21 protein-coding genes and 1 tRNA gene are annotated in these 26,429 nt (G+C 66.4%); 8 read left to right on the forward strand and 14 right to left on the reverse strand.

All coding sequences use genetic code 11. The annotated features are described in order from the left end of the window. Positions 1–30: 30 nt before the first annotated feature. Positions 31–1,743, reverse strand: coding sequence for an ABC1 kinase family protein (locus AC50YM_RS03895; RefSeq protein WP_494955688.1), 1,713 nt, complete (start codon positions 1,741–1,743; stop codon positions 31–33). A gap of 4 nt (positions 1,744–1,747) precedes the next feature. Then, positions 1,748–2,290, reverse strand: coding sequence for a PadR family transcriptional regulator (locus tag AC50YM_RS03900; RefSeq protein ID WP_494955793.1), 543 nt, complete (start codon positions 2,288–2,290; stop codon positions 1,748–1,750). A 617-nt stretch (positions 2,291–2,907) separates the two neighbouring features. Here AC50YM_RS03900 and AC50YM_RS03905 point away from each other — a divergent pair. The 5 genes from AC50YM_RS03905 (at position 2,908) to AC50YM_RS03925 (ending at position 8,968) form a co-directional block, all read left to right on the forward strand. Next, on the forward strand, positions 2,908–5,040 hold the full coding sequence (locus AC50YM_RS03905) for a non-ribosomal peptide synthetase (RefSeq protein ID WP_494955689.1): 2,133 nt from the start codon (positions 2,908–2,910) through the stop codon (positions 5,038–5,040). Continuing rightward, the gene (locus AC50YM_RS03910) at positions 5,040–6,170 is read left to right on the forward strand and encodes a hypothetical protein (protein ID WP_494955690.1); all 1,131 of its coding nucleotides are present in this window, start codon (positions 5,040–5,042) and stop codon (positions 6,168–6,170) included. The genes AC50YM_RS03905 and AC50YM_RS03910 overlap by 1 nt, the downstream gene beginning before the upstream one ends. A gap of 62 nt (positions 6,171–6,232) precedes the next feature. Continuing rightward, positions 6,233–7,477: an IS21 family transposase gene (istA, locus tag AC50YM_RS03915; RefSeq protein ID WP_494955691.1), complete on the forward strand. Its 1,245-nt coding sequence runs from the start codon at positions 6,233–6,235 to the stop codon at positions 7,475–7,477. Then, the gene (istB, locus tag AC50YM_RS03920; protein WP_494955692.1) at positions 7,474–8,232 is read left to right on the forward strand and encodes an IS21-like element helper ATPase IstB; all 759 of its coding nucleotides are present in this window, start codon (positions 7,474–7,476) and stop codon (positions 8,230–8,232) included. The genes istA and istB overlap by 4 nt, the downstream gene beginning before the upstream one ends. Positions 8,233–8,269: 37 nt before the next feature. Further along, positions 8,270–8,968, forward strand: a complete 699-nt coding sequence (locus tag AC50YM_RS03925) for a hypothetical protein (RefSeq protein WP_494955693.1) — start codon at positions 8,270–8,272, stop codon at positions 8,966–8,968. Between the two features lie 103 nt (positions 8,969–9,071). Here AC50YM_RS03925 and AC50YM_RS03930 read toward each other — a convergent pair. From AC50YM_RS03930 to galU, 5 genes are all read right to left on the reverse strand, one after another. Then, positions 9,072–9,144 (reverse strand) — tRNA-Ala (locus AC50YM_RS03930). Positions 9,145–9,190: 46 nt separating this feature from the next. After that, on the reverse strand, positions 9,191–9,991 hold the full coding sequence (locus AC50YM_RS03935; RefSeq protein ID WP_494955694.1) for an SDR family oxidoreductase: 801 nt from the start codon (positions 9,989–9,991) through the stop codon (positions 9,191–9,193). 118 nt (positions 9,992–10,109) lie between these two features. Next, positions 10,110–11,096 (reverse strand): hypothetical protein, encoded by a 987-nt coding sequence (locus AC50YM_RS03940; protein ID WP_494955695.1) that lies wholly within the window; start codon positions 11,094–11,096, stop codon positions 10,110–10,112. 117 nt (positions 11,097–11,213) lie between these two features. Then, entirely contained in the window at positions 11,214–11,834 is a 621-nt protein-coding gene (locus AC50YM_RS03945; protein WP_494955696.1) for a GNAT family N-acetyltransferase, read from the reverse strand. Positions 11,835–11,839: 5 nt separating this feature from the next. Beyond that, positions 11,840–12,757, reverse strand: coding sequence for a UTP--glucose-1-phosphate uridylyltransferase GalU (gene galU, locus AC50YM_RS03950; protein ID WP_494955697.1), 918 nt, complete (start codon positions 12,755–12,757; stop codon positions 11,840–11,842). A 102-nt stretch (positions 12,758–12,859) separates the two neighbouring features. Here galU and AC50YM_RS03955 point away from each other — a divergent pair, with 102 nt between their 5' ends. From AC50YM_RS03955 to cpaB, 3 genes are all read left to right on the forward strand, one after another. Beyond that, positions 12,860–13,495: a 5-formyltetrahydrofolate cyclo-ligase gene (locus AC50YM_RS03955; RefSeq protein ID WP_494955698.1), complete on the forward strand. Its 636-nt coding sequence runs from the start codon at positions 12,860–12,862 to the stop codon at positions 13,493–13,495. Positions 13,496–13,641: 146 nt separating this feature from the next. Continuing rightward, entirely contained in the window at positions 13,642–13,899 is a 258-nt protein-coding gene (locus tag AC50YM_RS03960) for an FmdB family zinc ribbon protein (RefSeq protein WP_494955699.1), read from the forward strand. A 391-nt stretch (positions 13,900–14,290) separates the two neighbouring features. Next, complete coding sequence (cpaB, locus tag AC50YM_RS03965) at positions 14,291–14,890, forward strand: Flp pilus assembly protein CpaB (protein WP_494955700.1); 600 nt, start codon at positions 14,291–14,293, stop codon at positions 14,888–14,890. A 58-nt stretch (positions 14,891–14,948) separates the two neighbouring features. Here cpaB and AC50YM_RS03970 read toward each other — a convergent pair whose 3' ends face one another. The 7 genes from AC50YM_RS03970 to AC50YM_RS04000 all read right to left on the reverse strand — a co-directional run bounded on the left by AC50YM_RS03970 (position 14,949) and on the right by AC50YM_RS04000 (position 26,197). After that, positions 14,949–19,064 (reverse strand): AAA family ATPase, encoded by a 4,116-nt coding sequence (locus AC50YM_RS03970; protein ID WP_494955701.1) that lies wholly within the window; start codon positions 19,062–19,064, stop codon positions 14,949–14,951. Between the two features lie 271 nt (positions 19,065–19,335). Further along, positions 19,336–20,925, reverse strand: a complete 1,590-nt coding sequence (guaA, locus tag AC50YM_RS03975; protein WP_494955702.1) for a glutamine-hydrolyzing GMP synthase — start codon at positions 20,923–20,925, stop codon at positions 19,336–19,338. Between the two features lie 201 nt (positions 20,926–21,126). Beyond that, positions 21,127–21,636: a DUF3817 domain-containing protein gene (locus AC50YM_RS03980; protein ID WP_494955703.1), complete on the reverse strand. Its 510-nt coding sequence runs from the start codon at positions 21,634–21,636 to the stop codon at positions 21,127–21,129. Beyond that, positions 21,633–22,526, reverse strand: a complete 894-nt coding sequence (locus AC50YM_RS03985) for an SURF1 family protein (RefSeq protein ID WP_494955704.1) — start codon at positions 22,524–22,526, stop codon at positions 21,633–21,635. The genes AC50YM_RS03980 and AC50YM_RS03985 overlap by 4 nt, the downstream gene beginning before the upstream one ends. Before the next feature lie 151 nt (positions 22,527–22,677). After that, complete coding sequence (locus tag AC50YM_RS03990) at positions 22,678–23,166, reverse strand: PTS sugar transporter subunit IIA (RefSeq protein ID WP_494893106.1); 489 nt, start codon at positions 23,164–23,166, stop codon at positions 22,678–22,680. Positions 23,167–23,235: 69 nt separating this feature from the next. Beyond that, entirely contained in the window at positions 23,236–24,987 is a 1,752-nt protein-coding gene (locus AC50YM_RS03995; protein WP_494955705.1) for a glycerol-3-phosphate dehydrogenase/oxidase, read from the reverse strand. Between the two features lie 73 nt (positions 24,988–25,060). After that, positions 25,061–26,197 carry a GuaB3 family IMP dehydrogenase-related protein gene (locus tag AC50YM_RS04000; protein ID WP_494955706.1) on the reverse strand — a complete coding sequence of 379 codons (1,137 nt, stop codon included), beginning with the start codon at positions 26,195–26,197 and terminating at the stop codon, positions 25,061–25,063. Positions 26,198–26,429: the final 232 nt, after the last annotated feature.

The following is a 26,429-nucleotide window of genomic DNA, read 5'->3' on the forward strand; positions in this document are numbered from 1 at the left end:
ATATCGGGCTACGCGGAGTCGCGGGTTCACTCAGAGGCCGCTGCGCCCCGCCCACAGCCCATGCAGTAAAGGAAGCACCGACGCGATCATCAGTACATTGCCGAGCACGGTGTCGTCAGCCCGGACCACGGACCCTGCGATGAGCAGGGCGCCGAATATCAGTGCCGATGCCGATCGCTGCGCTGTCCGGTGAAGCCGTGCCAGCTGCCGCTCGAGGCGCGGACTGGCAACCGGCAGGGACCCGTCCTCGATTCGGGTGAGAAGCCCATCCAGGCGTTTCGGCAGACCCAGTGCCAGCCCGGCGGCGTCGAACGCCTGCTGTGCCACATCCTGCACGATGTTGCCACGCTCGTCGCGCAGCAGCTGCGCGGCATAGGGTTCGACCGAGTCCCACAGATTGAACCGGGCGTCCAGCGAGCTACTCACACCGGACGTCAGTGACATCGCCCGGATGATGAGCAGGAAGTTCTCCGGCAGCTGGAACGGCAACGAGCGAACCACGTCACCGAACTCCACCGCAAAATCACGGAACTCCCTCGGGTCCACCTCGCGAAGCTCGGCGAAGCCCATTCCGCCGAAGCGGGCGAAGAGATGCGTCATCGCCCGCTCGAGTTCGACCGTGTCGGCTGAGGGCATCAGCACGCCCACGTCGCTGATCGCGGTCAGCATCCCCTTCCCGTCACGCGAAGCGGCCGCGATCAGCAGCTTCCGCAGGCCGCTGCGCGTTCTCGCCGGGACCTCGCCCATCATGCCGAAGTCGATGAACGTCAGCTTCCACGGGCGCTCCGCGGACGAACCGGTAACCGGAGTGACAAAGATATTGCCCGGGTGCGGATCGGCGTGGAAGAAGCCGTTCGTGAACAACTGGTCGAACATGACCGCCGCGAAAACCGGGGCAACCTGGGCCGGATCGATGCCCGCCGCGGCAAGCGCCTCCGCGTCCGTGATCTTGATCGCCGTGACATCCTCGAGGGTAAGCACGCGTCGGGTGGTCCGCTCCCATACGACGTCGGGAACACTCACGGCGTCGTCGTCGGCGAAATCAGCAGCGAACCGGACCGAATTCGCCGCCTCGTTCAGGTAGTCGATCTCCTCAAGGCTAATCTGCGCAAACTCCTCGACCAGGGCGCGCATGTCGGCACGATCGGACACCAGCCGCACATGGCTGAGCCAGCCACCCACTTTGCGCAGGGCCGCCAGGTCGACGTCGACAATGAGGTCGATGCCCGGTCGCTGAACCTTTATTACGACACTGTCGAGCCCGGTGTCTGCGGCATCGCCCGGAAGGAGCCTCGCCCGGTGCGCCTGCCCGAGGGACGCTGCTGCGATCGGCGTCTCCTCGACCGAGGCGAACATCTGCTCCAGCGGCGCACCCAGCTCCGCCTCGGCCAGGCTGCGGATCGCGGAGAACGAAACCGGGGGCACCTCGTCCTGCAGTCCCTCAAGTTCCTTGGTGATCTCGGGCGGAAGCACGTCGAGCCGGGAGGACAGGAACTGGCCGACTTTGATCATGAGACCGCCAAGTTCCACCGCGAGCACATGAAAGCGCTGCGCAAAGCCCTGCATCCTTTTAGCCCTGGTACGCTCGGCGATTCTGACCAGCCCGAGGCGCGGGAGGAACAGCTCAAACCACCAGGTCACCGCGAGATGCCAGGCGGCGAAGCGCAGGATGCGACGGTAGCGGGCACGGGTGTCCCCGGCGCCGGGAACCGGATCTGCCCGGTCCCGACGGGCCGACGTCACAACGTCAGCCCTGCGCAAGGATCGAATACAGCCGACGGCGTGCGTCGTCGAGGACCTTCACGGCCTCCTGTATCTGCTCCCGGGAACCCGTGCGTCCCACCTGCGCCGCGGCCTGTGCGAGCTCGACGCCCGCCTTGGGCAGCGCCGCGAAGCCGGTGCCCGACGCCGGATCCGTTGGCTCCCAGGGCGCCGAGGCATCGGCACCCGCGACTTCCTCCCGGCCTGCTTCGGTCAGCGAGTAGATCTTGCGGCCGTTGGATTCCTCGGCGCTGATGAACCCCTCGTCGGCCAGCAGCTGCAGCGTTGGGTAGACAGAGCCGGCGCTGGGCTTCCAGCTGCCGCCGCTGCGCTCTTCGATTTCACGGATGATCTGGTAGCCGTGCATCGGCCGTTCCGCGAGCAGCGCCAGCACCGCTGACCGCACCTCGCCGCGACCGGCGCGGGTGCCCGAGCGCTTCTCAAACCTTGAACGCAACTCCTCAACGGCCTGCCACATGCCGTCGACGTTGCTGCCTCGAAAGCCGCCTGCCGGGTATGAATTACGCATCATGCTCTCCTCAATGAGTCGCGAACGATATACAACGATACTCAACGATACATCTCGGTAGTCACGAGATACCAGTGCTGGGAGCCGATGGAACGGGACGCAACACGCGACGGTCCCGGCGACGCAAACCCACGGTACGCGGACCGTCCAGGCGGTTCCCCGGGCTCTTGAATGGATGGATCGGCAGGGGCCCGAGGGACGCCGCGTGCTCCGTTTCAGGCAGCGGCGGCAGTTGGCGGGCCGTGCAAGGACCGCGTCGCCGCGGCCGGCAGTCATTGTCCGCCGATATTTTTCTCCCTATGGTTAAGGGGAGGTCAGGCAGTCGGCTTCCAGCAGTGTGTCGTTGGAGAAGCCATGAACCATGAACCACCTCGCTTCGTGCACGGACACACGGAGACTCGACGCCCCAAACGTATTCTGTCGATTTCGAGAGCGTCGGTCGTGCTTTCCTGCAACTAATAACACGTTCCTTGCGGCATTCGCTGCGTTGACCGTAAGACCCTGACTGTTGCCGCCATGGTTGGATCGATGGCCCACCGGGTTAGCAGGGCCCATGTCAAAGTCGGTTCTCGGGCGGGCCTCGGCTGAGCAACCGAATGGATTTTTAGGGGTGGCCGTTGAACGAGTACCTGCGTTCTCAACAAGGAGATCCGCCACAGGAAGATCCAAATTTTCCCCCCGATGCCGCGGTTTTCCCAAGCAGTCAGGCTCACAAGGCCCGCACCCTGATAGACGTCATTCGCGAAACAATCACTGCCTACGCCGATTCGCCGGCCGTGGACGACGGAACCGCCTGTCTGACGTATGGAGCGCTTGGCTCGCGGATGAAAGCCCTCGCCCAGCGCCTTTGGGCGCTGGGCATCGGTGCCGGTGACCGGGTGGGCGTCCGGGCGCCATCAGGATCGTCGGATCTTTACATCGCCATTCTTGGCATCATGGCCTGCGGCGCGGTCTACGTCCCTGTCGACATAGACGAACCAAATGACCGCGCGGAGACTGTGTGGTCCGAAGCGGGTGTCTGCGCGATGATCGGAGGGCATCTTGAAATCACCTTGGCCCCAGTGCGCCGGGCACGGGGCCACCCTCGAGAGCCGCATCCAGAGGATGACGCGTGGATCATTTTCACGTCCGGATCAACCGGCAAGCCAAAAGGCGTCGCCGTTACACACAGGTCCGCCGCGGCCTGGGTCGATGCGGAGGCTGACATGTATTGCCGGGACAGCCCGTTGGGCCCGGGTGACAGAGTCCTTGCGGGGTTGTCCGTGGCCTTCGACGCTTCCTGTGAGGAAATGTGGCTGGCCTGGAGAAACGGCGCCTGTCTGGTCCCGGCACCAAGAACCTTGGTCCGTTCCGGCGCGGATCTCGGACCTTGGCTCGTTCAGCGTCACATTACGGCGGTATCGACGGTGCCCACACTGGCAGCTCTGTGGCCCGCAGATGCCCTCGACGGTATCCGGCTCCTTATTCTTGGTGGCGAAGCCTGCCCTGCGGCACTGATGGGCCGTCTGGCCGGTTCACGAAGGGAGCTCTGGAACACCTATGGGCCTACAGAAGCCACTGTGATCTCCTGCGGCGCGATGTTTGATGGCACGGAGCCGAATCGGATCGGGCTCCCGCTGCAGGGTTGGGATCTTGCAGTGGTGGGTACTGACGGAAATCCGGTCCGCTGGGGGGAAGAAGGCGAGCTGGTCATCGGCGGCGTCGGGCTCGGCCGATATCTCGACCCGACCGAGGACGCTGCGAAATATGCTCCCATGGCCGGTTTAAGCTGGTCACGCGCGTACCGCAGTGGTGACTTGGTGCTAGCGGACCCCCGTGGTCTGGTCTTTCGAGGTCGGGCGGATGATCAAGTGAAGCTTGCGGGACGCCGGGTGGAACTGGGTGAGATCGACGCAGCGCTGACGCGCCTCCCAAACGTCGCAGCAGCGGCCAGCGCCGTCCGCTCCACCTCGAGCGGCAATCGAGTTCTTGCAGGTTACCTTGTACCAGCAGCTGGAACAGCCATAGACCTGTTGGCGGCTCGTTCCCGGCTTGTGGAGGTGCTACCGGCGCAGCTGGTGCCCACGTTGGGGGTGGTTCAATCGCTGCCGATCAAAGCCTCGGGCAAGGTCGATCGAAAGGCTCTCCCCTGGCCGCTGCCCGGCGGTCTGCCCGCAGAGTCAGCACTCGAATTTACCGGGGCTTACGCATGGCTCGCAGAGCAGTGGAATAGGGTTCTCGGGCCCGCGCCCCTCACAATGCATAGCGATTTCTTCGCCCTTGGCGGAGGAAGCATCGCCGCGGCACAGCTGATCTCCTTAGTAAGAATCAGGCACCCTGAGGCGTCCATCGAAGATATTTACGCCATCCCGAGTCTCGGCCCCATGGCGGGGCACTTCGACGGCCTGGCCGCTCCCACGTGGGACAAGCGCGAAACCACTTCAACACCGACTTGGACGGGCCTGCTTCAGCTGCCGCTGATCCTGGGCCTGTACTACGTCAGTGGCCTGAAGTACCTCACCGGACTGGCGATCGCCAGCTTGATCCTCCGGATGGCCGGTGCTGCGTGGGCCCCCGACCCCCCGCTGCTGCCGACCGTGGCGGCGTGGTTCGTACTCTTCAGCGCCCCATCCCGCCTGGCCATCTCCGCGGGATGCGCCCGCCTCCTGACGCATGGAATTCGCCCGGGCAGCTTTCCCCGGGACGCCTGGTTCATGTTCGGCTGTGGGCCGCGGAGCGCATCGTCTCCTACTGCGCGCTCGATTCCCTGATGGGAACACCCTTTGTGTTCTGGTACGCGCGGGCCGTGGGGTGCCACATCGGTAAGGGCGTACACCTTGATGCCTTGCCGCCGGTGACGGGGATGGCGGTAATCGGGCCAAATGCGTCCATTGAACGCGGTGTTGACATGGCCGGCTACTGGATCGACGGTGGCGTACTCAGAATTGGGCCCATCGACATAGGCTGCCATGCAACAGTGGGAGCCCGATCCACCCTTCTGCCCGGCACCCGCATCGGAACCGCGGCTGAAATTGCTCCGGGAACGTGCGTCAGCGGATTCGTTCCGGACGGACAGCACTGGACCGGTTCACCGATGCGCCACGTCGGCGTCGCCGGTAAAGGATGGCCGGAGACGCCCGCCCCCCGGCACTCGGAAAGCGCCGGGGCGCTCCGGTACCCGCTCTCGCTGGTCGGCTTGGGCCTGATCATGACCCTGTCAGCGCTGCCCGCGGAATTGCTGATTTTCGTGGCCAGCCGCGGCAGCCGAGACTTTGAGAACACGCTCCGAACGGTTACTACGTGGACACCCCTGGCCGTCATTTTCACCTCAATGACCTACTTGTTCATTACGGCCGGGCTTGTCCGTGTACTAAGCCGCCTGATTGCACCCGGGTTCCATCCAGCGGCAGGCCGGGCGGCCTGGGCTTCGTGGCTAACGGAGCTGCTGCTCACGAGGGCACGCAAATTGGCCTATGCCATCTACGCAAGCCTATTCACCCCCGGATGGATGCGACTGCTCGGCGCCGAAGTTGGCAAGCGCGTTGAAATATCAACTGTGGAAACCATGCCCCACCTAACAAGATTTCTTGACTACTCCTTCCTTGCGGACCACTCCCTGGTTTCCTTCAAGCGCGTCCGCGGAGGCTGGCTGCAATTTGGCCAGGCCAGCGTCGGAGAAAGGTCGTTCCTCGGTAACTCCGCAGTTATTGGCCCCGGTCACCGTGTGCCTGATAGATCGTTGATCGCGGTCTTGTCCTCGGCTCCGGACAGTATGCCGGAAGGAACGTCATGGTTCGGCCGCCCGCCCAGTAGGCTGATCCGCGCGGTGGACCACAGCGATCCGTCCCGGACATACAACCCACCGCGCCGCCTTCTCGCCGCACGCGGGGCGGTGTGTTAACGCCAACCGAAAATAGGGCCAGGAACGCCAACTGAAAATAGGGCCACCGACCATTATGGAAGGTGATCAATTTGGATGATTGGGCTGAGATACGCCACCTGTTTTCGACGGGCAAGCACTCGAAGCGTGAGATCGGCAGGATCGTGGGGGTTTCCCGCGGAACGGTTGACCGGGCGCTGGAGTCGGACCGGGCGCCGAGGTATCAGCGGGCGGCCGGAGTGTCGAGTTTTGATGCGTTTGCTCCCAGGGTGCGGGAGCTGTTGGTGAAGACACCGACGATGCCGGCCGCAACGCTCGCCGAGCGGGTGGGCTGGTCCGGTTCCGCGTCGCTGTTCCGGGCGAAGGTCGCCGCCATCCGGCCCGAATACGCGCCGCCGGATCCGGCCGACCGACTGGTCCACGAGCCGGGGTTCCAGGTCCAGTGCGATCTCTGGTTCCCGCACGAGCCGCTGCCCGTCGGTGCAGGCCAGAACGACACGCCACCGGTACTGGTGATGACTTCGGCGTTCTCGGGATTCATCCAGGCACGGATGCTGCCGTCGCGGACGACGCCGGACCTTCTGGGCGGAATGTGGACTCTGCTCCAGGATGCGCAGGCGGTTCCGTCCCGGCTGTTGTGGGACAACGAGTCCGGCATCGGCAGGCGCCGGCCCACGGAGCCGGTGGCCGCGTTCGCCGGGTCCCTCGGGTTGGAGATCAAGCTGCTGCCGCCGCGGGATCCGGAGTCCAAGGGCATGGTCGAGCGGATGAACAGGTTCTTCCGGCAACGCTTCATGCCGGGCCGGGACTTCCGTTCACCGGCGGATTTCAACGGCCAGCTGGAGGACTGGCTGCCCAAGGCCAATCACCGGTACTCCCGGTCCCGACACGGACGTCCTGACGAGCTGATCGTCCTGGACCGGGAGAGGATGCGGGAACTGCCGCCGGTGAGCCCGGAGACCATGTTCCGCAACGCGGTGCGGCTGCCGCGGGATTACTACGTGCGGGTGTTCTCCAACGACTATTCCGTGGACCCGTCGTTCATTGGGCGGATCGTGGATGTCGTCGCTGATCTGGACACCGTCTGGGTCACCCATGACGGCGTCATCATCGCCACCCACGACCGGGCCTGGGCCCGGCATCTGGTGGTGACCGATCCGGCCCACGTGGCCCGCGCGGCGGTGATGCGCCGGGACTTCCGGACCCAGCGGGTGCGCCGCCCCGAACCGCCAGAATCTGTGCAGGTGCGGGATCTGGCCGCCTATGACGAGATCTTCGGCATCGACCTCGGCCAACAGCCGGCCGGGCTGCTGGAGACGGCGTCATGACCGGGACACCGTCACAGATCGAGTACTACGCCCGGGCCCTGCGCGCACCACGGATCAGCGACGGGTTCCGCCGTCTCGGCGACCAGGCCCGGGACGCCGGCTGGTCGCACGAGGAGTACCTGGCAGCGGTCCTCTCCCGTGAAGTCTCCGAACGCGAAGCCTCCGGAGCGGCGACCCGGATCAAGGCCGCAAGGTTTCCCGCGCACAAGGACCTCGAGGAGTTCAACTTCGACCACCAACCCTCCGCGGACCGGAACCTCATCGCGCATTTGGGCACCGGGGTGTTCATCTCCGAAGCCAAAAACGTGGTCCTGCTCGGGCCTCCCGGCACCGGCAAATCCCACCTCGCGGTCGGGATCGGCATCAAGGCAGCCAAGGCCGGCCACAGGGTCCTCTTCGACTCCGCAACCGGCTGGGTCGCCCGCCTGCAGGAGGCGCATTCCCGCGGGAAACTCGCCCAGGAACTGGTGAAACTACGCCGCTACAGTCTCCTGGTGGTCGATGAAGTCGGCTATATCCCGTTTGACCAGGACGCCGCGAACCTGTTCTTTCAGCTGGTCTCCAGCCGCTATGAACACGCGTCCATGATTCTGACGTCCAACCTCCCGTTCGCCCGCTGGGGCAACGTCTTCGGGGACCTGACCATCGCCTCGGCCATGATCGACCGGATCGTCCACCACGCCGACGTCATCAGCCTCAAAGGCAACAGCTACCGGCTCAAAAAACACCAACCCGCCGCCAGTACGGCACAATAGAACCACAACCCCGTGGCCCCGTTTTCAAATGGCACTAATGGCCCTATTTTCGGTTGGCGTTAACACGGTGGAGGCCTGCCGGATCGTGCCATCCATCATCACGGCATGGCTCGTGCTGGCCGCTCTTTACATACTCGTCTCAATATATTCGCAGTCGGGCTTAATGATCACGATTCTGCTCTCTGGCCCAGTGCTTTTGTGCACGGCAGTGGTTTCGTGCCTTATCGCTGTGGTGGCCAAATGGGCACTGGTTGCACGGTGCCGGCCCTCTGCGCATCCCCTGTGGAGCTCGTTCGTCTGGCGCAATGAACTGGCCGATGTTTTCACCGAATCACTCGCTGGCGAACTCATCGGCATGAGTGTAGGCACGCCCATTATTAACCTCTGGCTTCGCGGCATGGGAACGAAGGTCGGACGTCGGGTATGGTGCGAGACGCGCAGGCTTCCAGAATTTGACCTCATTACGCTCCGCGACGGCGTCACCATCAACAGAGGATGCGTTCTCCAGACGCATCTCTTCCATGACCGAATCATGCGCATGGACGAAATCGATCTGGGGATGAATTCGACACTTGGCCCCAATAGCATCGCGCTCCCAGGAAGCAGCCTCGGCGCCGGAGCGACAGTCGGCGCAGCCTCACTGGTCATGCGTTCCGAGGCCATTCCGGCTGACAGTAAATGGGCTGGCAATCCTCTCCGCATCTGGACTCCGCCACACCCCGGACCACATGATTAGAACGTACCCCCGGAAATCCAGCAGGTGTTCAGCGAACGTCACGTCACGAACTGTCCCTGTGTTCATTCGATGCATTCAAGGGTTCAATAACCCCTGCAATATGTGGAGCTAAGGAGATTCGAACTCCTGACCTCTTCGATGCGAACGAAGCGCTCTACCAACTGAGCTATAGCCCCGAAGCAACGCCGTTCCCGAAGGAACGGCGTTGCCGGTGTCCCTAGGCTACAAACTATCCGCCTTCTTTGCCAGCCAGCCGCTGAACGTGTCGCCGGCGCAGCGTTCCTCCGGAACGAGGTTCAGCCCGGCACGCAGGTATTTGCCCATGGCTCCGGGCAATGGAATCCTCACCAGACGTCCACGCGATCCGGTGGCCGTCTTCCATTGCCGGGCGAGTTCGGCCATGTCCTGGATCTCCGGGCCGCCGATGGTGCGCACGCTGTGCCGCCCGCCCGCTGACGGCTCGAGCGCAGCCGCAAGCAAGGCCGCGGCAACATCGGCGGGCGCAATCGGCTGGAACCGGGCGCCTTTCACCGCCGGGATGATCCGTAGTCTGGAACCCGAGGCAAAAATCGCGGCAAGCAGCGAATGGAACTGGGTCGCCCGGAGCGCGGCTGTTTCAAGTCCCGACTGCTCGTAGATGCGTTCCTTGGCAGCCTTGGAGACGTAGTAGCGGAAGGTGCTCCGATCACAATTAACGATGGACAGCACTACGGCCCTGGCCACGCCGGCGTCCTGGGCTGCGGCGAGCAGCCGGGCGCCGCTGTCGGCGAAGTTCTTCAAAGCCCTGCCGGAGCGTCCCTCCAAACAGTCGATCACGACGTCGGCCCCGGCCAGCGCCGCGGCCAGCCCCTCCCCCGTGGAGACGTCGGCCGCGAAGTACTCCGCACCCTCGGTCCGGACCAGCGCCCCGGCGGGCGGCGGATGCCGGCTGAGAACTGCGACCTCGTGCCCGGCCGCGACCGCCTGCCTCACGACTTCACGGCCCACCTGGCCGGTTCCTCCGGCAACGCAAATTCGTGTCATGCCCTGAGGCTACCGGCCTGAGCGCCTGAATGCTCCCCGCCGGACCGCAGCCGCGCGCTCCGGCGGACGCAAAAGCCCCGGGGCGCCATGGCGGCCCGGGGCTTTGCAGGGATGTGGCTTAGGCGCGGCGCCGCTGCAGGACGTCGTCCAGGTTGCTCAGGGCGCTTTGCGCTTTGCCCAGTGGTTTCGGGTCGCTGTCCGCGCTGGGGCTGCCGGCCGGTGTCTGCGACAGGCCCTGCTTGAGCGAGGGTTTTCCGACGGCCTTGGGGGCTTCCGGCAGGTCGAGAGGCTGGGGTGCTGCCCGCTCGGCCTTCGCGGCTTCCACGTAGGTGGGCTTGGGGACCTCTACCGGTTCCCAGCTGGATCCTTCAGCACTCCCGAAGTCCTGCGTGCCGCGGACGGAAGTGTCGCCGGAGGCCACGGCTTCCGCCAGGGCTGCCTGGCGGAGTTCCTGGGCGGTCAGCGGCCTGGGTGCCGGCCGGCGTTCTGCTGTCTCTGCCTGGGCGTCGAAGAGCGGGCTTTCGGCCCGTTCCCGGGGCTCCTCCACCGGTTCCCGCAGCGGCATGCGCTCGGGGGCGGACCGGGCCGGTCGTGCCGGTGCGCTCATGGCATCGCGGAACGCGGCGTTGAGGCGGCGGCGGCGGTCCCGGACCGCTAGCCAGCGGAGGGTGAAGACTGCGGCCACGGTGGTAAGCAGCGCGACGACGGGCAGCCAGACCGAACCGAGGCCGAAGATTCGCAGGGCTGCCGACACGACACCAGTCAGCAGCGAGAGCAGACCGGCCAGCGCTAGTGCCAGCCTGCCGTAACGGATCTTGAAAGCCGGAACGGGAGCTGAAGGCTTGGCGCCGCCGTCGAGCATGGTGGCCCCCGAGACGGACGGAGTGCGCTGGGTACTGGTCATGGGTTTCTCCTGCTGGGTCGCCATCTTCATGACGTTCCCGGCTTGCGGGGCTGTTGTTTCAAAATCGATGACGTCCGCCGCGAGCTCGCCCACAGGCTGCAGGTGGTGGCGTCCGTTCCGGAGAATGTAGGGTGCAACCCACACAATCCAGAGCGCAACAGCAATGACAAGGATCACAGAGCTGCTAAGGGGGAAGTCCACATCAAAACCGTATGAGCAATGCGCGGCGCGGCGCCGCATTGTCCCCGGTGTGTCGCGGCGGGAACTCACTATTGACTGGATTTAGTACGAAAGCGCTGGTCAGGAGGGCCCGGGGGCTCACTCCGGACGGCTCTGTTGCCACCGCGCCAGCAGCCCTTCCGGAACCTCTTCTGCGGTCAGCGCAAAGGTCCGGTGATCTGCCCACTCGCCGTTGATATGGAGAAACCGCGGCCGGTAACCTTCGTCACGAAAACCTAATTTCTCGACCACCCGCAGGCTGGGACCGTTTTCTGGGCGGATGTTGATCTCCATCCGGTGCAGCCCGAGGGTCTGGAAACAATAGTCCGTCACCAGCGCCACGGCAGCCGGGGCAATGCCCCGGCCGGCCCGGCCCTTGTCCACCCAGTAACCCAGGGTTGCCATCATTGCCGAGCCCCACACAATGGAGGACACGGTCAGTTGTCCCACGATCACAGGATCCCGGAAGCCCGGGGTCCGCTCGGTGATCAGAAAAGGGAGGGCCGTCGCCAGGGCCGCCTGGGACTTGAGGGAGCGCACCATCGCGCGATAGTCGGGAAGCCCGCCCCCGGGATCAGGGTTGGACGCTTCCCAGGGGGCGAGCCACTCCTGATTGCGGGAGCGGACGTCGGTCCACTCTTTGCGGTCCCGGTACCGAATGGGACGCAACACGAGGTCGCCGCTTTCCAGCGTGACCGGCCAGCTGAAGCCGCCCGCCACCGGAACTACTTGGTCAGGCTGGGAGCGAGGCTCGAAGCGAATCCCGGCAGCCATTCCCGCAGGCCGGGGCCCAAGTCCTCGCTGTCGCAGGCGAGCTGGACACAAGCCTTGAGGTAGCTGAGCTTGTCACCGGTATCGTAGCGGCGGCCTCGGAAGACCACGCCGTACACGCCATGGCCTTCTTTGTCGCCGGCGGCGAGTTCCTGCAGCGCGTCGGTGAGCTGGATTTCGCCGCCGCGTCCGGGCTCAGTGTGTTCCAGCACCTCAAAGACCGCGGGGTGGAGAACATACCGGCCGATGATGGCGAGGTTGGACGGGGCGTCTTTGACGTCGGGCTTCTCGACGAGGTGCTTGATCCGGACGTATTCTTCGCCATCGATCGACTCGATGTCGGCGCAGCCGTAGGCGCTGATCTCGGAGGGCTCGACCTCAATCAAGGCAATCACCGATCCCCCGGTCTTCGCCTGGACCTCGATCATGGTGCTGAGCAGTTCGTCCCGGGCGTCGATCAGGTCATCACCCAGCAGGACAGCGAACGGCTCGTAGCCCACGTGCTGCTTTGCGCGGAGGACGGCGTGGCCCAGGCCCATCGGATCGCCCTGGCGGACGTAGTGGATGTCGCCAAGGTTGCTGGCGGCCTGAATGGATTCCAGCTTGGCGGTGTCGCCCTTGGCGGCCAGCGTGGCTTCCAGGGTGGGGACGCGGTCGAAGTGGTCTTCCAGCGCGCGCTTGCTGCGTCCGGTGATCATCAGGATGTCGTTGAGCCCGACCTTGACGGCTTCCTCCACGACGTACTGGATGGCCGGCTTGTCGACGACGGGCAGCATTTCCTTGGGCATCGCCTTCGTGGCCGGAAGGAATCTGGTTCCGAGGCCGGCTGCGGGAATGACGGCCTTGCGGACGGGAGCGTTGGGTGTAGTCACTCGTCTAATCTAACGGAGGGACCAAACATTGCGTAATCATTCGGGTCGTCCGGGACCGCTGCTCCCCGGGCCCCGTCACATCATTCGAAAGGACGGGTCATTATGGCGTCGAAGGAAGAGATCCGGGCCAGTCATCGGGCCAGGCGTGCCGCGTTGACACGGGCTTCGCTGGACGGCGCCGGGGCCGGCATCGCCCGGCATGGACTCGCTTGGGCGTCGGGACTTACCGGTGGCGGCCGGGGCACCTTCGCGGCCTACCTTGGCGTGGGTGCAGAGCCTCCCACGCTTCCGTTGCTGGCAGCTTTGCACGGGGCGGGGCACCGGATCCTGCTGCCGGTCTGCGAACCCGATCTGGTGCTGAGCTGGGTGTACTGGACGCCTGACTCCGAATTCGCGCGCAGCCGCTACGCTCCGATCCAGGAGCCCGCAGGGGAACGCCACGACACCATTGTCATGAAACACACCGCCGGCATCTTTCTGCCGGCCACCGCTGTCGACTTTTCCGGCAACCGGATCGGACAGGGCGGCGGCTACTACGACACGTTTCTGGCTGCTTTGGCGGATGTCATTCCTGCCAGGACCGGGGCGCCCGACGGCGGGCCGTTGCCTTCCCTGCCAACCGCCGCCATCGTGTACGACTCAGAGGTGCTGCCCGCCGGCAGCATCCCGGCACAGTCTTACGACCGGAAGGTGGCGGCCGCCCTGACCCCGGGGGGTTTGCTGCGGCTGCAGCCATAGGGCTCGTGGGGCCCCCTGGCCGGGGTGATAGAATTAGCACTCAGGCCCTGCGACTGCTAAGGGAAGGATCCGCCGGTCACCAGATCGGCAGCGATCCTGACCGGACAGCCCGGGACCTGCTCGTTTGTCCCAGAGGAGGATTTCCAGTGCCCACGTATGCATACGCCTGCAAGGACTGCAGCCACGCCTTCGAGATTGTGCAGTCGTTCACCGACAGCTCCCTCACGTCCTGCCCCGAGTGCCAGGGGACGCTTCGCAAAAAGTTCAACAGCGTCGGCGTCGTCTTCAAGGGTTCCGGGTTCTACCGGAACGACTCCCGCGACGCCAAGGGCAGCACAGTCTCGCCGGCTCCGGCTCCCGCGCCGGCAGCAACTCCCGCACCCGCCGCCGCTTCCGCCAGCTAGGCGAATTCTTCGGGGTCCGCTTCCGCAAACCCGGTACACGCGGTAACGGCGGCATTTCCGCCAGCCAGGACTGCCTTCAAGGCGCTCGGTCTCGGTGGTTTTCCACATAGCCGAAACCGCGTCCGCAAAGTGTCCGCTTCAGGCCTAGCCTCGCAGTATGGCCACACTTTCAGCGTCCGGGCCGCCCTTTGGCATCATCCCCACGGCTTCCGTTCTTATCCTCTTTCGCGGCGCCTTGCGACCTCCATCGGTCCTTGGCATTGGGCGTTCCGTAAAGCGCCGCCCACGACGGCCCCACTCCGGAAGCCCTCCGCACGGACCTGGACGCACCGTCCGGCCGCCTTACCGGAGGCGGCTGGGCCGGTGGCTGACCCGGCACCGACGGCTGGCGGTGGCACTACTGCTATGCGTGGCCGCCGGTCTCACGGTGCAGGAGCTGACGCCGGCCCCTGCTGACACCGTCCCTGCCCTCGCCGCGGCACGGGACCTTCCAGCAGGAAAGACACTCGCCCCGGACGACCTGAGCGTACTGAAGGTCCCCCGCGGACTCGTTCCGGCGGGCAGCTATGAGAGCACCGAATCCCTGCAGGGTCAGCAACTGGCCGTGGGCTTGCGCAAAGGCCAACTGCTCTCCGAATCCCAGCTCCTGGGACCAGGCCTGCTGGCGGGAAGCCCTCCCGGATCCGCTGCCGTGCCGCTCCGGATGGCGGATCCCGCTTCAATCCAGCTGCTCTCCCCGGGACAGCTCGTCAACGTGGTGCTGACGAATGGCAGCGGCTTTGACCAGCCCGCAGCCTCCCAGCTGCTGGCGGCCGCGGTGCCGGTGCTGTGGACCTCCGGGCACGGCGATGGGGCGGGCCCCTGGCTGGCGACCGGGGAGACCGACGGACTTCTGGTCGTGGCTGCTGACGCCGAACAGGCGCGTCGTCTCGCCGGTGCCTCCACGCAGGGAAAGCTGTTCTTCGTTCTAGTGGGGGCCGCCCCCGGTTAGGAGGTTCGCCCGGTCACGAGGTTCCGCCCCCCCGGCGCGGTGCGCGGCCCGGATGGTCCTAGCCCCAGTGCGGGGGCTTTTGTTCCTGCAGCCAGGAGTCGTGGTCGTAGCCGCCGGGCTCGTCGCCCCAGCGCCGCGGATCGTCTTCGGCGGCCTTGTTCGGCAGGACACCGGCCGGGACCGCCGCCGGTGTTGCCCCCAGGGGTGCTCCGTCCTGGCCGTCCTGGCTGCCCCGGCGGGATTCGCCGCTGTTCTGCGATTCGCCGTTGTTCCGGGTGCCACCGTCCGCGTTCATGCCTCCGGCCTCCTTACTGCCCTGATCTGTTCTGTCGTGTTCCGCGCTGACCGGCGTACCGTGCGGATCTCCGGACGGGACCGGCCCCGCCGAGGCCTGCGCTGCATTGACGGCCAGGTTCTCAACGTCGTCGTCGAAGAAACCCGGTGACGCCGGCTTCCGGTGCGAGGCGGTCGGTTTCTCCAGGCCAAGGTATCCGCCGATGCGGTCGGCGCAGGCCGAAGGATCGGTGAAGACCTCTATTGTCCATAGTGGCATGTAGCGCCAGCCGAGTCGCTCCAGGAGCTGCGGGCGGAGCCTGCTGCGTTCACGGACAGTCAGCCGGCGGTACTGCTCGGTGCCGTCGGACTCGATCGCCACCGGCCGGGGAATCTCGGCGTCGTCCTGCCCGAGCGTGCTCAGAGGATCGGCGGCGGCCACCATGTTCAGGGCGCCGTCGTACTGGTGCCAGACCCGGGCACCCCTGGCCCGCAGCCGGTCACCGAGGTCCGCCACGAGCGGGTCAGCTCCGAGGGCCTGTTCGCTGGCCGCCGCCCGCGATGCCGGGCTGCCGAGATCGGAGTTGCCCGCGATTTCGCGGTCCAGAAGCTCGTAGAAGTCGACCGCGCCGTGGCTCAGCCGGGTCACGTCCAGATCTTCGGGACGGAAACAGCTCAGCACGTGCAGGGAACGGCGTGCCCTGGTCATGGCGAGGGCGAATTTGGCCCGCCCGCCCTCCGCGGACAGCGGGCCCAGGTTGTGCAGCGCGCGTCCGTGCGGTGTGCGGCCGTAGCCGGGCGAGAAGATCACGTGGTCGCGGACCAAACCCTGGGCGCGTTCCAGGTCCACCACCCGGAAGGACTCGTCGCCGGCGGTGAAGAAGCTGGCCAGCAGCGGGTAGTTCGGCAGCTGCAGCCGGATGGACTCGCCGATCCGCGCGGCATGCCGGAGGCTGCCCGTGACGACAGCCAGCGACGTGCGTGGCCGAAGCCGGGCGTGCTCGAAGACGAGCTCCACTGCCCGGTTCACTTCGGCGACCACCGATTCGACGCCGTCCTGGTCTGCGCTGGGCAGTCCGGTGCCGTCGGGCAGGTATTCCACCGTCAGGGCGCGGTCCAGCCCGGTGGCGGACTGGCCTTCCGGCAGGCGGCGCAGTCCGCCGTCGTAAAAGCTCCGGCTCAGCTGGCGCACGAGGTCTTCATCAACGGCGCGGTAGATGGTCCGCAGGTGCCAGGCGGGCAACACGGCGGCCAGCGCCTTGAAGGCGCTCTCCACCCCCTGGTGGGAGCTCTCGCCGGCGGCAAGCCGTTCCACACTGACCGTGAAGGTCCGCGGGCTGGCGATCCGGTCGTCGCCGAAGGCGATGACCTGACGGGCGCGGGCGATGGCCGGCAGGACGGCCTGCAGCGAAGTTGCCTCGGCATCGAGGATGACCACGGCGTCGAACCGCTGCTCCACCGGCAAAACCGCGGTCAGGAGATACGGGCTGACCGACCATACCGGCACCAGCATCGGCAGCAGTTCCGCGGCCTGGCCTGACAGGGCTGAAAGCGTCACCCGGCCGTCCTTGAGCAGGCTGCGCAGCAGCTCGGCCGGGCGCGGGTGCTCGGCGACTGCCGCCCGCCAGCGTTCGGCAAGCGTCCAACGCAGGCGGGCCGCACCGCTGGCGATGTGGGCGTTGTCCGCGAGACGGTACTCGGCTTCCAGCTGACGCAGGGCGTCGCCGTCGGACATGGCCAGGTAGTCGTCCCCACTGATCATGGCTTCCAGCGCCGACTGCCACCAGGCGAGCTCGAGTTCGGCCGCCACCGATTCGGCGGGCACCTCGCGCCGGGCAAGGTCGGAGAGGAGTTCGCCGAGGCCGTGCTCGCGCATGTCCTCCACGAGAAGCGTCCGCTCCGGCAGGGTTTCGAGTGTCCCGGTGTCCGCCACCAGCCGTCCCAGGCGTTCCATGAGTTCTTCGTAGGGGGTGCGGTGCAACTCGCCGCCTGCCGCGGTGTGCCGGACAGCCTGGCCCAGCTCGGCCAGCTCAGATTCCAGTTCGCGGTACAGGGAAATGATTTCTCCGAGGCCGGACGGGACCGCCGGATGGCGCTGCGTCGTGGCGTAGTCGGACCATGCTGACCGCTGCTCCTGCACCAGCGCGAGGGAGCTGTGCAGGTCGGCGATGTGGACGCCCGGCCGAACGTATTCCTTCGCAACCCTGCGCAGGCGGGAGCGCTGCATGGACGGCATCTCAATGTTCCGTTCGCGCCGCCAGGAGGATGCGGCGGTGGCGGAGATCAGGTCGTGGACCGGACGGTCGAAGATGTCCGGGGTGAACTTGTCGAGGCTTTCGCGCACCGCGACCAGCAGCTCGATCTGGTCGCCCCACTCGGCAAACGTGCGGCCCAGTCGGATCTCGGCGTGTTCGGCGACGCCGTTCATTAGGTCCCGCAATTCCGGCAGCTTCCCGGCGACGGAGCGGGCGACCTGCTGGGCTTCCTGGGTTTCCTTGCGGGTAAGCAGTCGGGCGCCGTGCCAGGGACTCGTCGTCGAGGCGCGGCTGAAGCTTCCCAGCTCGGCCGCCCGGCGGAGCCGCCCGGCCAGTTCCTCCCGGTCGCGGATGCTGTCCAGCACGCTGCGCTTGAGCCGGACGGTCGTGGCCGGTGCGGGCTGGATGGAGGTCAGTTCGGCCAGCGACTGCATGGCCTCATACGGCGAGCAGCCCCAGCGCTGGCGGATGTCATGCAGCGACGAAACGTGGTCCCGGAGGGCGTGGCGGTGCTCGATCAGCGTGGTGTGCAGGTTGCTGAGCTGGGGTTCGAGGGACTTCTCGTTCCGCACGATGGCGCGGACCAGCTGACCCTTCAGCTGCAGGGGCGTGGCGTTGCCCGCGAGCTGGAAGAGGATGGAGTCCAGCCCCAGCGTGTCCAGCTCCGCGGAAATCCCGGCCAGGCTGGCACGCCGGTCCCCCACGACCAGGACGGTTTTGCCCTGATCGACGAGGGCACCGATGGTGTTGATGGCGGTCTGGGTCTGGCCGGTGCCCGGCGGGCTGCTGACGACGAGCGAGTCGCCGGCACGGACGGCGTCGACGACGAACTGCTGGTCGGTGTCGGCGTCGAGCAGCAGCAGTTCATCGGCGGGATCCCGATCGTCGGTGCTCGGGAAGCGCCCGGGTTTGAGCTCGGGAACCTCCGCCGCCGCGCCGCCGGCGGCCCGCGCCAGGGCGGCCACGAGGGGATGGTTCTCGTTGATCCACGGGTCCTCAAGGCTGCCGGAGAGGTCAGCGAAGGTGGAGACCAGCAGGTTGTGTTCGACCTCGGCGCCGTGGATCGGCTGGATGAGCGTGCCTAGGCGGTCGAGGACCGGCTGAGGATCGAAACGGGCGGTGCTGTAGGCCATCCGGGTGACAGCGTTGACGTCAAAGACGATCCCGTGGACGGTCTTCAGGTGCCGGACCAGGGCGGGGTTAATCTTGGCCTGTTCGGTCAGCTGGAGTTCGTAGTCGTCCTCACCGGGGCGGACCGTAAGGGAGATGGCGGTCAGCATGACCGGGGCGGAGATGCGCTGCGGCTTGCCCCCGACGGCGGACGTCCAGACGACGGTGCCGGCCGAGAAGTATCCTGCATCGATGCCGCGGTCGTTGGTGAGTTCGAAGATCTTGGACCGCAGGTTGCGGGATGCCCGCGCGGCGACGACGTACTGCTGGTGGTCACGGATCAGGGTGGAGAGCCTGGTGCGCCGGCCGGCCATCAGCTGGGCCAGGCCGGAGGGATGGGCATGGGTCAGGTCAATGGAGCCTTCGGGCGTTTTGGTGAACCGCAGCATGGTATCTGCTCCGGTGACGGGCTTGAGCCCCGACAGCCATTTCCTGAGCTCCTCGGAGCCCTCGGGGTGGCCTTGACCAACTGACACTGCTGCCTTCTTTTCTGTGCTCGCGTTTTCTCTGCTCACGTTTTTAGTGCTCGCGCGGGACGTTCTGGACCATACCGGCATGCTTTCGAGGGTAGCCCGAATCCGTCGCCGGTGAGAGTCCGCAACACTGGCGGGGCCCAAATTCGACGCGAATTCACCGGATCACAAGCCCCGCCCAGGCGGCCGAACAGTTCCCCGGCGGGGATGGCCCGACAGACGCAAAGTGGCCGGTCTCTCGCGGAGACCGGCCACTGGCTAGCCCGTTAGCGGACTATTCCCATTCGATGGTTCCCGGCGGCTTGCTGGTCACGTCCAGCACCACGCGGTTCACGCCGTCCACCTCGTTGGTGATGCGGTTGGAGATCTTGGCCAGCAGATCGTAGGGCAGCCGCGACCAGTCTGCGGTCATGGCGTCCTCGGAGGAGACGGGGCGCAACACGATCGGGTGGCCGTAGGTGCGGCCATCGCCCTGGACGCCGACGCTGCGGACATCGGCCAGCAGGACCACGGGCATCTGCCAGACCTCGTTGTCCAGCCCGGCAGCGGTCAGTTCCGCCCGCGCGATGGCGTCCGCCTTGCGCAGCAGGTCCAGCCGCTCCTTGGTGACTTCGCCGACGATCCGGATCCCCAGGCCCGGTCCGGGGAACGGCTGGCGTCCCACGATTTCCTGCGGCAGGCCGAGCTGGGCGCCGACGGCGCGGACCTCGTCCTTGAACAGGGCGCGCAGCGGCTCAACGAGTTCGAACTGCAGGTCTTCCGGCAGGCCACCAACGTTGTGGTGGCTCTTGATGTTTGCGGCACCTTCGCCGCCGCCGGATTCGACGACGTCCGGGTACAGGGTGCCCTGCACGAGGAACTTGATCTTTTCCCCGTGCGCGGCCGCCTCGGCGATGATCGCCAGCTCCGCCTCCTCGAAGGCCCGGATGAATTCGCGGCCAATGATCTTGCGTTTCGTCTCCGGGTCGCTGACGCCGGCGAGGGCCGTCTGGAAACGCTCCTGCTCGTTGGCGACATACAGCTTCACGCCGGTCGCAGCCACGAAGTCGCGTTCGACCTGTTCGGCTTCGCCCTCTCGCAGCAGTCCGTGGTCCACGAAAACACAGGTCAGCTGATCGCCGACGGCGCGCTGGACGAGGGCGGCGGCTACGGCAGAGTCAACACCGCCGGACAGGCCGCAAATGACCCGGGCATCGCCGATCTGTTCGCGGACCCGCTCGACCTGCTCCTCGAGGATGTTGCCCGCGGTCCAGTTCGGCTCCAGCCCTGCGCCCTTGAACAGGAAGTTCTCCAGGACCTGCTGGCCGTAGGCGGAGTGCTTCACCTCGGGGTGCCACTGCACGCCGTAGAGGTGCTTTTCCTCGTTGGCGAAGGCGGCGACGTCGGCTCCGGCGGTCGTGGCAAGGACTTCGAAGCCTTCGGGGGCCTCGTGCACCGAGTCGCCGTGGCTCATCCAGGTGCTCTGGTGCTGGGGCATGCCGTCGAGGATGGAGCGGCCCTCGCCGATGGTGGTGGTCTCGGTGGCGCCGTACTCGCGGAGTCCGGTCTGGGCCACTTTGCCGCCAAGGGCGTTGGCCATGGCCTGGAAGCCGTAGCAGATGCCGAAGACCGGCACGCCCGCTTCGAACAGCTCCGCGCCGACGCTGGGGGCGCCTTCGGCGTAGACGCTGGAGGGACCACCGGAGAGAATGATCGCGGTGGGGTTCTTGGCCAGCAGTTGCTCGGTGCTGTAGGTATGCGGAACCACTTCCGAATACACATTCGCTTCCCGGACGCGGCGGGCAATCAGCTGCGCGTACTGGGCACCGTAGTCAACAACCAGCACGGGCCTGTGGGACGTCTGGGATGAAGTGGGAGTAGTCACCGTCCTAGCCTACTTTGCGGCACCGTTTGCCCGCACCTTGAGACGACCGCCCCGGCCCCGAAACGGCCGCCGGGTAAGCGAACTCACACGGGGAACGACGCCGGCCGGGCGGCGGCCCCACGCGTGGGCAGATCAGGGTGGCTTGGTGGCGTTGCGAGCCGTTCAGTGACGCTACGCGCGCTCCCGAGCGCTGCGTGCCGCTCAATAACGCTGCGGGGCCTGCGGGTTGGCGGTGAGTTCGGCCTCGACCTCGGCGTGGAACTTCCTCTCCACGAAGAAGGACAGGAACGGCACCACGCCGCCGAGGGCCAGGAGGATCATCTTCGCGAACGGCCAGCGCATCAGCGACCACAGGCGGAAGTTCGACATCAGGTACACCACGTACATCCAGCCGTGCACGATCAGGACCGCGACGGAGAGGTTCACCCCGCCGATGACCCCCGGCGGTTCGGCGTCGGCGAATCCGAAGCCGAAGTTTTCACCGGTGACGGCGTTGGTTCCGCCGGCGAAGAGGTACTGGCCGAAGGCGTACCGGGCGATCAGTTCGGCGCAGAGGAGCAGCAGCATCCCGCCGGTCATGTAGGCGAGCACTTTGTAGAACTTCAACGCCGACCGGATCTGGGCCTCGGTTCCGCCAAAGCGCCGCTTCTTGCCGCGCGGGTTTCCGGTTGCGCTGGACTGCTGCCGGACAGCCGGCTGGGGCTCGATCATGATTGCACTTTCGGTTCGGAGGGGTGCGGTTCGGAGGGGTGCGGTTCGGAGGGGTGCGGTTCGGAGGGGTCAGGTTCCAGGTGACGCCGCGCCTCGGCGTCGTGCTTTTCGTCCAGGGCGTCTTCCAGCCCGCGGCGGTAGTCGTCCTTGACCAGGCGCCACCAGATGAACAGGGCGAAGCCGGCGAACACGACCCACTCCGCGGCGTAGAAGAGGTTCAGCCAGTTGACCTTCTCTGCGGGGGGCTGCGGCCCGATGTTCAGGGCCTTGATTTTGCCGCCGGACGCGGCGGCGCTGACATCCGTGCCCCCGGACAGTTCGGAGCTCGCGGCGACAAAGCCGGGGTAGCTGCTGATTTCCCAGACGTTGATGAGTTCCGCCACGGACACGGCGCTGGCCCGTCCGGGACCGGCGTCGGTGCCCGGCAGCGGCGCTTCGGACGGCAGCAGCCGTCCGGTCAGTTCAATGGTGCCCGACGGCGGGGCGGAAGCGTCCGCGGGGTCGGCGATCCAGCCGCGGGCAACCGGGATCCAGGTCTGCGGCGACGCGGCGGCTCCGGTCAGGACGGGGGCGTCCTTGAGGGCCAGGGCCGAAACGATCCAGTAGCCCATGGCGCCGTCGTTCAGACGGCCCGGCACCAGAACCTGTTTCTGCGGGTCGTAGCTGCCGGTGGCGGTGACGACCTGGTCGGCGACCGAGCCCGGCAGGAACTCCCCGGGCCGGAGCACGCTGACGAGCGGTTTGGGTTCCTCGGTCGTGGTGGAGACCGTGACCTCGGGCTGCGTCGAGCGGCCGAACTGCCACTGGCTGAGCAGCACAAACACCCCGGAAACGACGATCGCGAACACCAGTCCTGCGATCCAGCGGGGTTTAAGGGCAGTTTTCAGCACCCCTTAACCGTACTTCGTCGGCATGTAGAACAACGAAACGGCTTCCAGGACCCGGGCGGGACTGCGGGTCCGAGCGGGGCACCGGGGTTCCGAGTGGGACACCGGGTCTCTGCGGGTAATGGATCCGACACGAAAGGGCCTGCCCCAGTCCTCAGTGGTCGAAGAAGACCAGGCTGGAGTTGATGAGTTCCGCGATCACTTCGGCGTCGTAGGCACGCCGGAGCGATTCGCGGAACGATTCCTTGGACAGGGAGCGGGCCAGGGTCGCCAGCACTTCGAGGTGCTCGGAGAAGGAACTGGCCGGGGTCGCGATCAGGAGGACCACCGTCGCGGGCCCGTCGGCGGCGCCGAAGTCCAGCGCCCTGCCGTATTTCGTGACGCCGACGGCGATCGAGGTGCGGGAGACGAACTCGCTGCGGGCATGGGGCAGTCCGATGCCACCCGGCAGGCCGGTGGCCAGCTGGTGTTCGCGGGCGTTGACGTGCTTGAGGAATCCTTCAAGATCCGAAATGCGCCCGGCGGCGTGCATCCGTTCCGCCAACTGGGTGGCAGCGTCGACCTTGTCGGCGGCGTCCATCTCAAGGATCACCATTTCGGGGGTGGTGAGCTCGGCGTCATACCGGTCCAATGGTTCCGCCAAGAGTCATCCCTTCGAAGTGGCGTCAGTGCGCCGGCAGGCTCGGGTTGAGGCTGCCGGCGGACGCTTCCGTCAACGCAGCGGAACGATGTCCTCGACGCCCAATCGTGCAGCATCAGCGGATTCGTCGTCCGGCTGCTCCTGGCTGAGCCGTTCTGCGTCGACCCGGGCCAGGTAGTGCTTGATTTCGCCCTCGCGCTGCGCATCGCTCCAGCCGAGAACATCTCCCATCAGTTTAGCGACTACCGGCGCGGCGGACACACCGCGGTCCCAGGCCTCGATGGAAATCCGGGTCCGGCGGGTCAGCACGTCCTGGACATGGCGGGCGCCCTCATGGGTGGCGGCGTAGACCGCTTCGGCGGCAAGGTAGTCGTCCGCGCCGGGCAGCGGTTCGCCCAGTTCCGGGTTCCCGGTGATGAGAGCCAGCACCTCCGGGGCCATGGCTCCGTAGCGGTTGAGCAGATGCTCAATCCGCGCCACGTGGACACCGGTCTCCTCGGCCATCCGGTTCCGCCTGTTCCACGCGGCCTTGAATCCGCTGGCGCCCAGCAGCGGAATGGACTCCGTGCAGCTGGGCGGGACGCGTTCATCCATGCTCCGGGTCGCCTCGTCGACGGCGTCCTTGGCCATCACCCGGTACGTGGTCCATTTGCCGCCTGCCACCACAACGAGTCCGGGGACCGGGTGGGCCACGATGTGTTCGCGGGACAGTTTGGCGGTCGAGTCGTTTTCTCCGGCCAGCAACGGGCGCAGCCCGGCGTAGACGCCTTCGACGTCCTCACGGGTAAGCGGGCGCTTCAGGACCTTGTTCACGTGCTCAAGCAGGTAGTCGATATCCTTGCTCGACGCGGCCGGGTGGGCTTTATCGAGATGCCAGTCGGTGTCGGTGGTGCCGATGATCCAGTGCCGGCCCCAGGGGATCACGAACAGGACGGACTTCTCGGTCCGCAGGATCAGCCCCACAGTCGACTGGAACCGGTCCCGCGGGACCACGAGGTGGATGCCCTTGGAGGCGCGGACCTTCAGCTGGCCGCGGTCGGTGACCATCGCCTGGGTTTCGTCGGTCCAGACCCCGGTGGCGTTGATGACCTGCTTGGCTCTGATCTTGAACGTGGAACCATCCTCATGGTTGACCACTTTGGCGCCCACCACTCGTTCGCCCTCCCGCAGGAAGTCGACGACGGACATCTGGTTCACCGCGTGGGCCCCGTAGTGGGCAGCGGTGCGGATCAGGTTGGCGGTGTACTTGGCGTCGTCGACCTGGCCGTCGTAGTACCGGATGGAACCGACGAAGGCGTCGTCCTTGAGGCTGGGCGCGGCCCGAAGCGTCCCCCGGCGGCTCAGGTGCTTATGGAACGGCACCCCCCGGCGCTGTCCGGTGGAGATGGACATGGCGTCGTACAGGGCGATGCCGGCGCCGACGTAGGGCCGTTCGAAGAAGGGCTTCGTGAGCGGATACAGGAAGGGAACCGGCCGGGCGAGATGCGGGGCGAGCGACGACAGGATCAGCCCGCGTTCGTGGAGCGCCTCCTTGACCAGGGCAAAGTCGAGCATCTCCAGATAGCGCAGGCCGCCGTGGATGAGCTTCGAGGAGCGGGAGGAGGTGCCTGCGGCCCAGTCATTGGCCTCGACGATCCCGACGCTCAGGCCGCGCGTGACTGCGTCCAGGGCGGTTCCGGTGCCGACGATTCCTCCGCCGACAATGAGGATGTCCAGTTCCTGGCCCGGTTCCGTGGTGCCCCTGAGTACCGCAATTGACGCTTCACGTTCCGCGGGCCCCAGGGCACCGCCGGCCTTGGGAGAACCGCCGGGAAATCTGTTCATGTCACGCCTCCATCCGGATCACAGCTCGTAGTGCACCACACTACTTCCAAGTGCCCCGGATGGGCAGGGGTCGTCAGTTCCCGGCGTACGGCGAGACGACGACGTCGACGCGCTGGAATTCCTTCAGGTCCGAGTACCCGGTGGTCGCCATGGAACGGCGCAGTGCGCCGATCAGGTTGGACGTTCCGTTGGTGTGGTGGCCCGGCCCGAAGAGGACCTCCTCGAGGGTTCCGACGGTGCCGACGTTGACCCTGTCACCGCGGGGAAGTTCAAGGTGGTGGGCTTCCTGGCCCCAGTGCCAGCCCTTGCCCGGGGCCTCGGTGGCGCGGGCCAGGGCACTGCCGAGCATGACGGCGTCGGCGCCCATGGCGATGGCCTTGACGATGTCGCCGGAGGATCCCATGCCGCCGTCGGCGATCACATGGACGTACCGTCCGCCGGACTCATCCATGTAGTCGCGGCGGGCCGCGGCGACGTCGGAGATGGCGGAGGCCATGGGCGAGTGGATGCCGAGGGCGCGGCGGGTGGTGCTCGTGGCGCCGCCGCCGAAGCCGACCAGCACACCGGCGGCGCCGGTGCGCATGAGGTGCAGGGCCGGGGTGTAGCCGGCTGCGCCGCCGACGATCACCGGGACGTCGAGTTCGTAGATGAACTGCTTAAGGTTCAGCGGCTCGTGGTCCTTGGAGACATGCTCGGCCGAGACGGTGGTGCCGCGGATCACGAAGATGTCGACGCCGGCGGCCACAACGGTCTTGTAGTGCTCCTGGGTCCGCTGCGGGGTGAGGGAGCCGGCAACCGTGACGCCCGCGGCGCGGATTTCCGCGAGCCGGGTGGTGATCAGCTCCGGCTGGATCGGGGCCTGGTAGAGCTCCTGCATGCGCCGGGTGACGGCGGGGCTGTTGGTCTCGTCCTGGAGGGCGCCGATCTGGTCCAGGACGGCCTGCGGGTCCTCATAGCGGGTCCAGAGGCCTTCGAGGTCGAGGACGCCGAGTCCGCCGAGGCGGCCCAGGGCGATCACGGTTTCCGGCGACATGGCCGAATCCATCGGCGCTGCGATGACCGGCATGTCGAACTGGTAGGCGTCGATCTGCCAGGCGACCGACACGTCCTTGGGGTCACGGGTACGTCGGTTGGGGACGATCGCAATGTCATCCAGGGAGTAGGCACGACGCCCACGCTTGCCACGGCCAATCTCAATCTCGTAAGTCACTGCTCTAGGTTATCCCAGCCGCGGCACCGGCCACGGACCCGGCAGGACCGTGGAGCCGGAATGTGCCCGGGACTGCAGCGGGGGGAGCGTCCATGGGCAGCGGTGCCCATGGCAGCCGCCCACAGAATCCCATAACCTGAGGAAACCGGGCCTCGCCGAGCGCCCTTGCCCTAGTCCCAGGAGAACCACCCATGGCCCCTGGCCTCTCTGGCTCTGCATGGAAGGGCGCCGA

Source organism: Pseudarthrobacter sp. RHLT1-30-1, assembly GCF_059383415.1.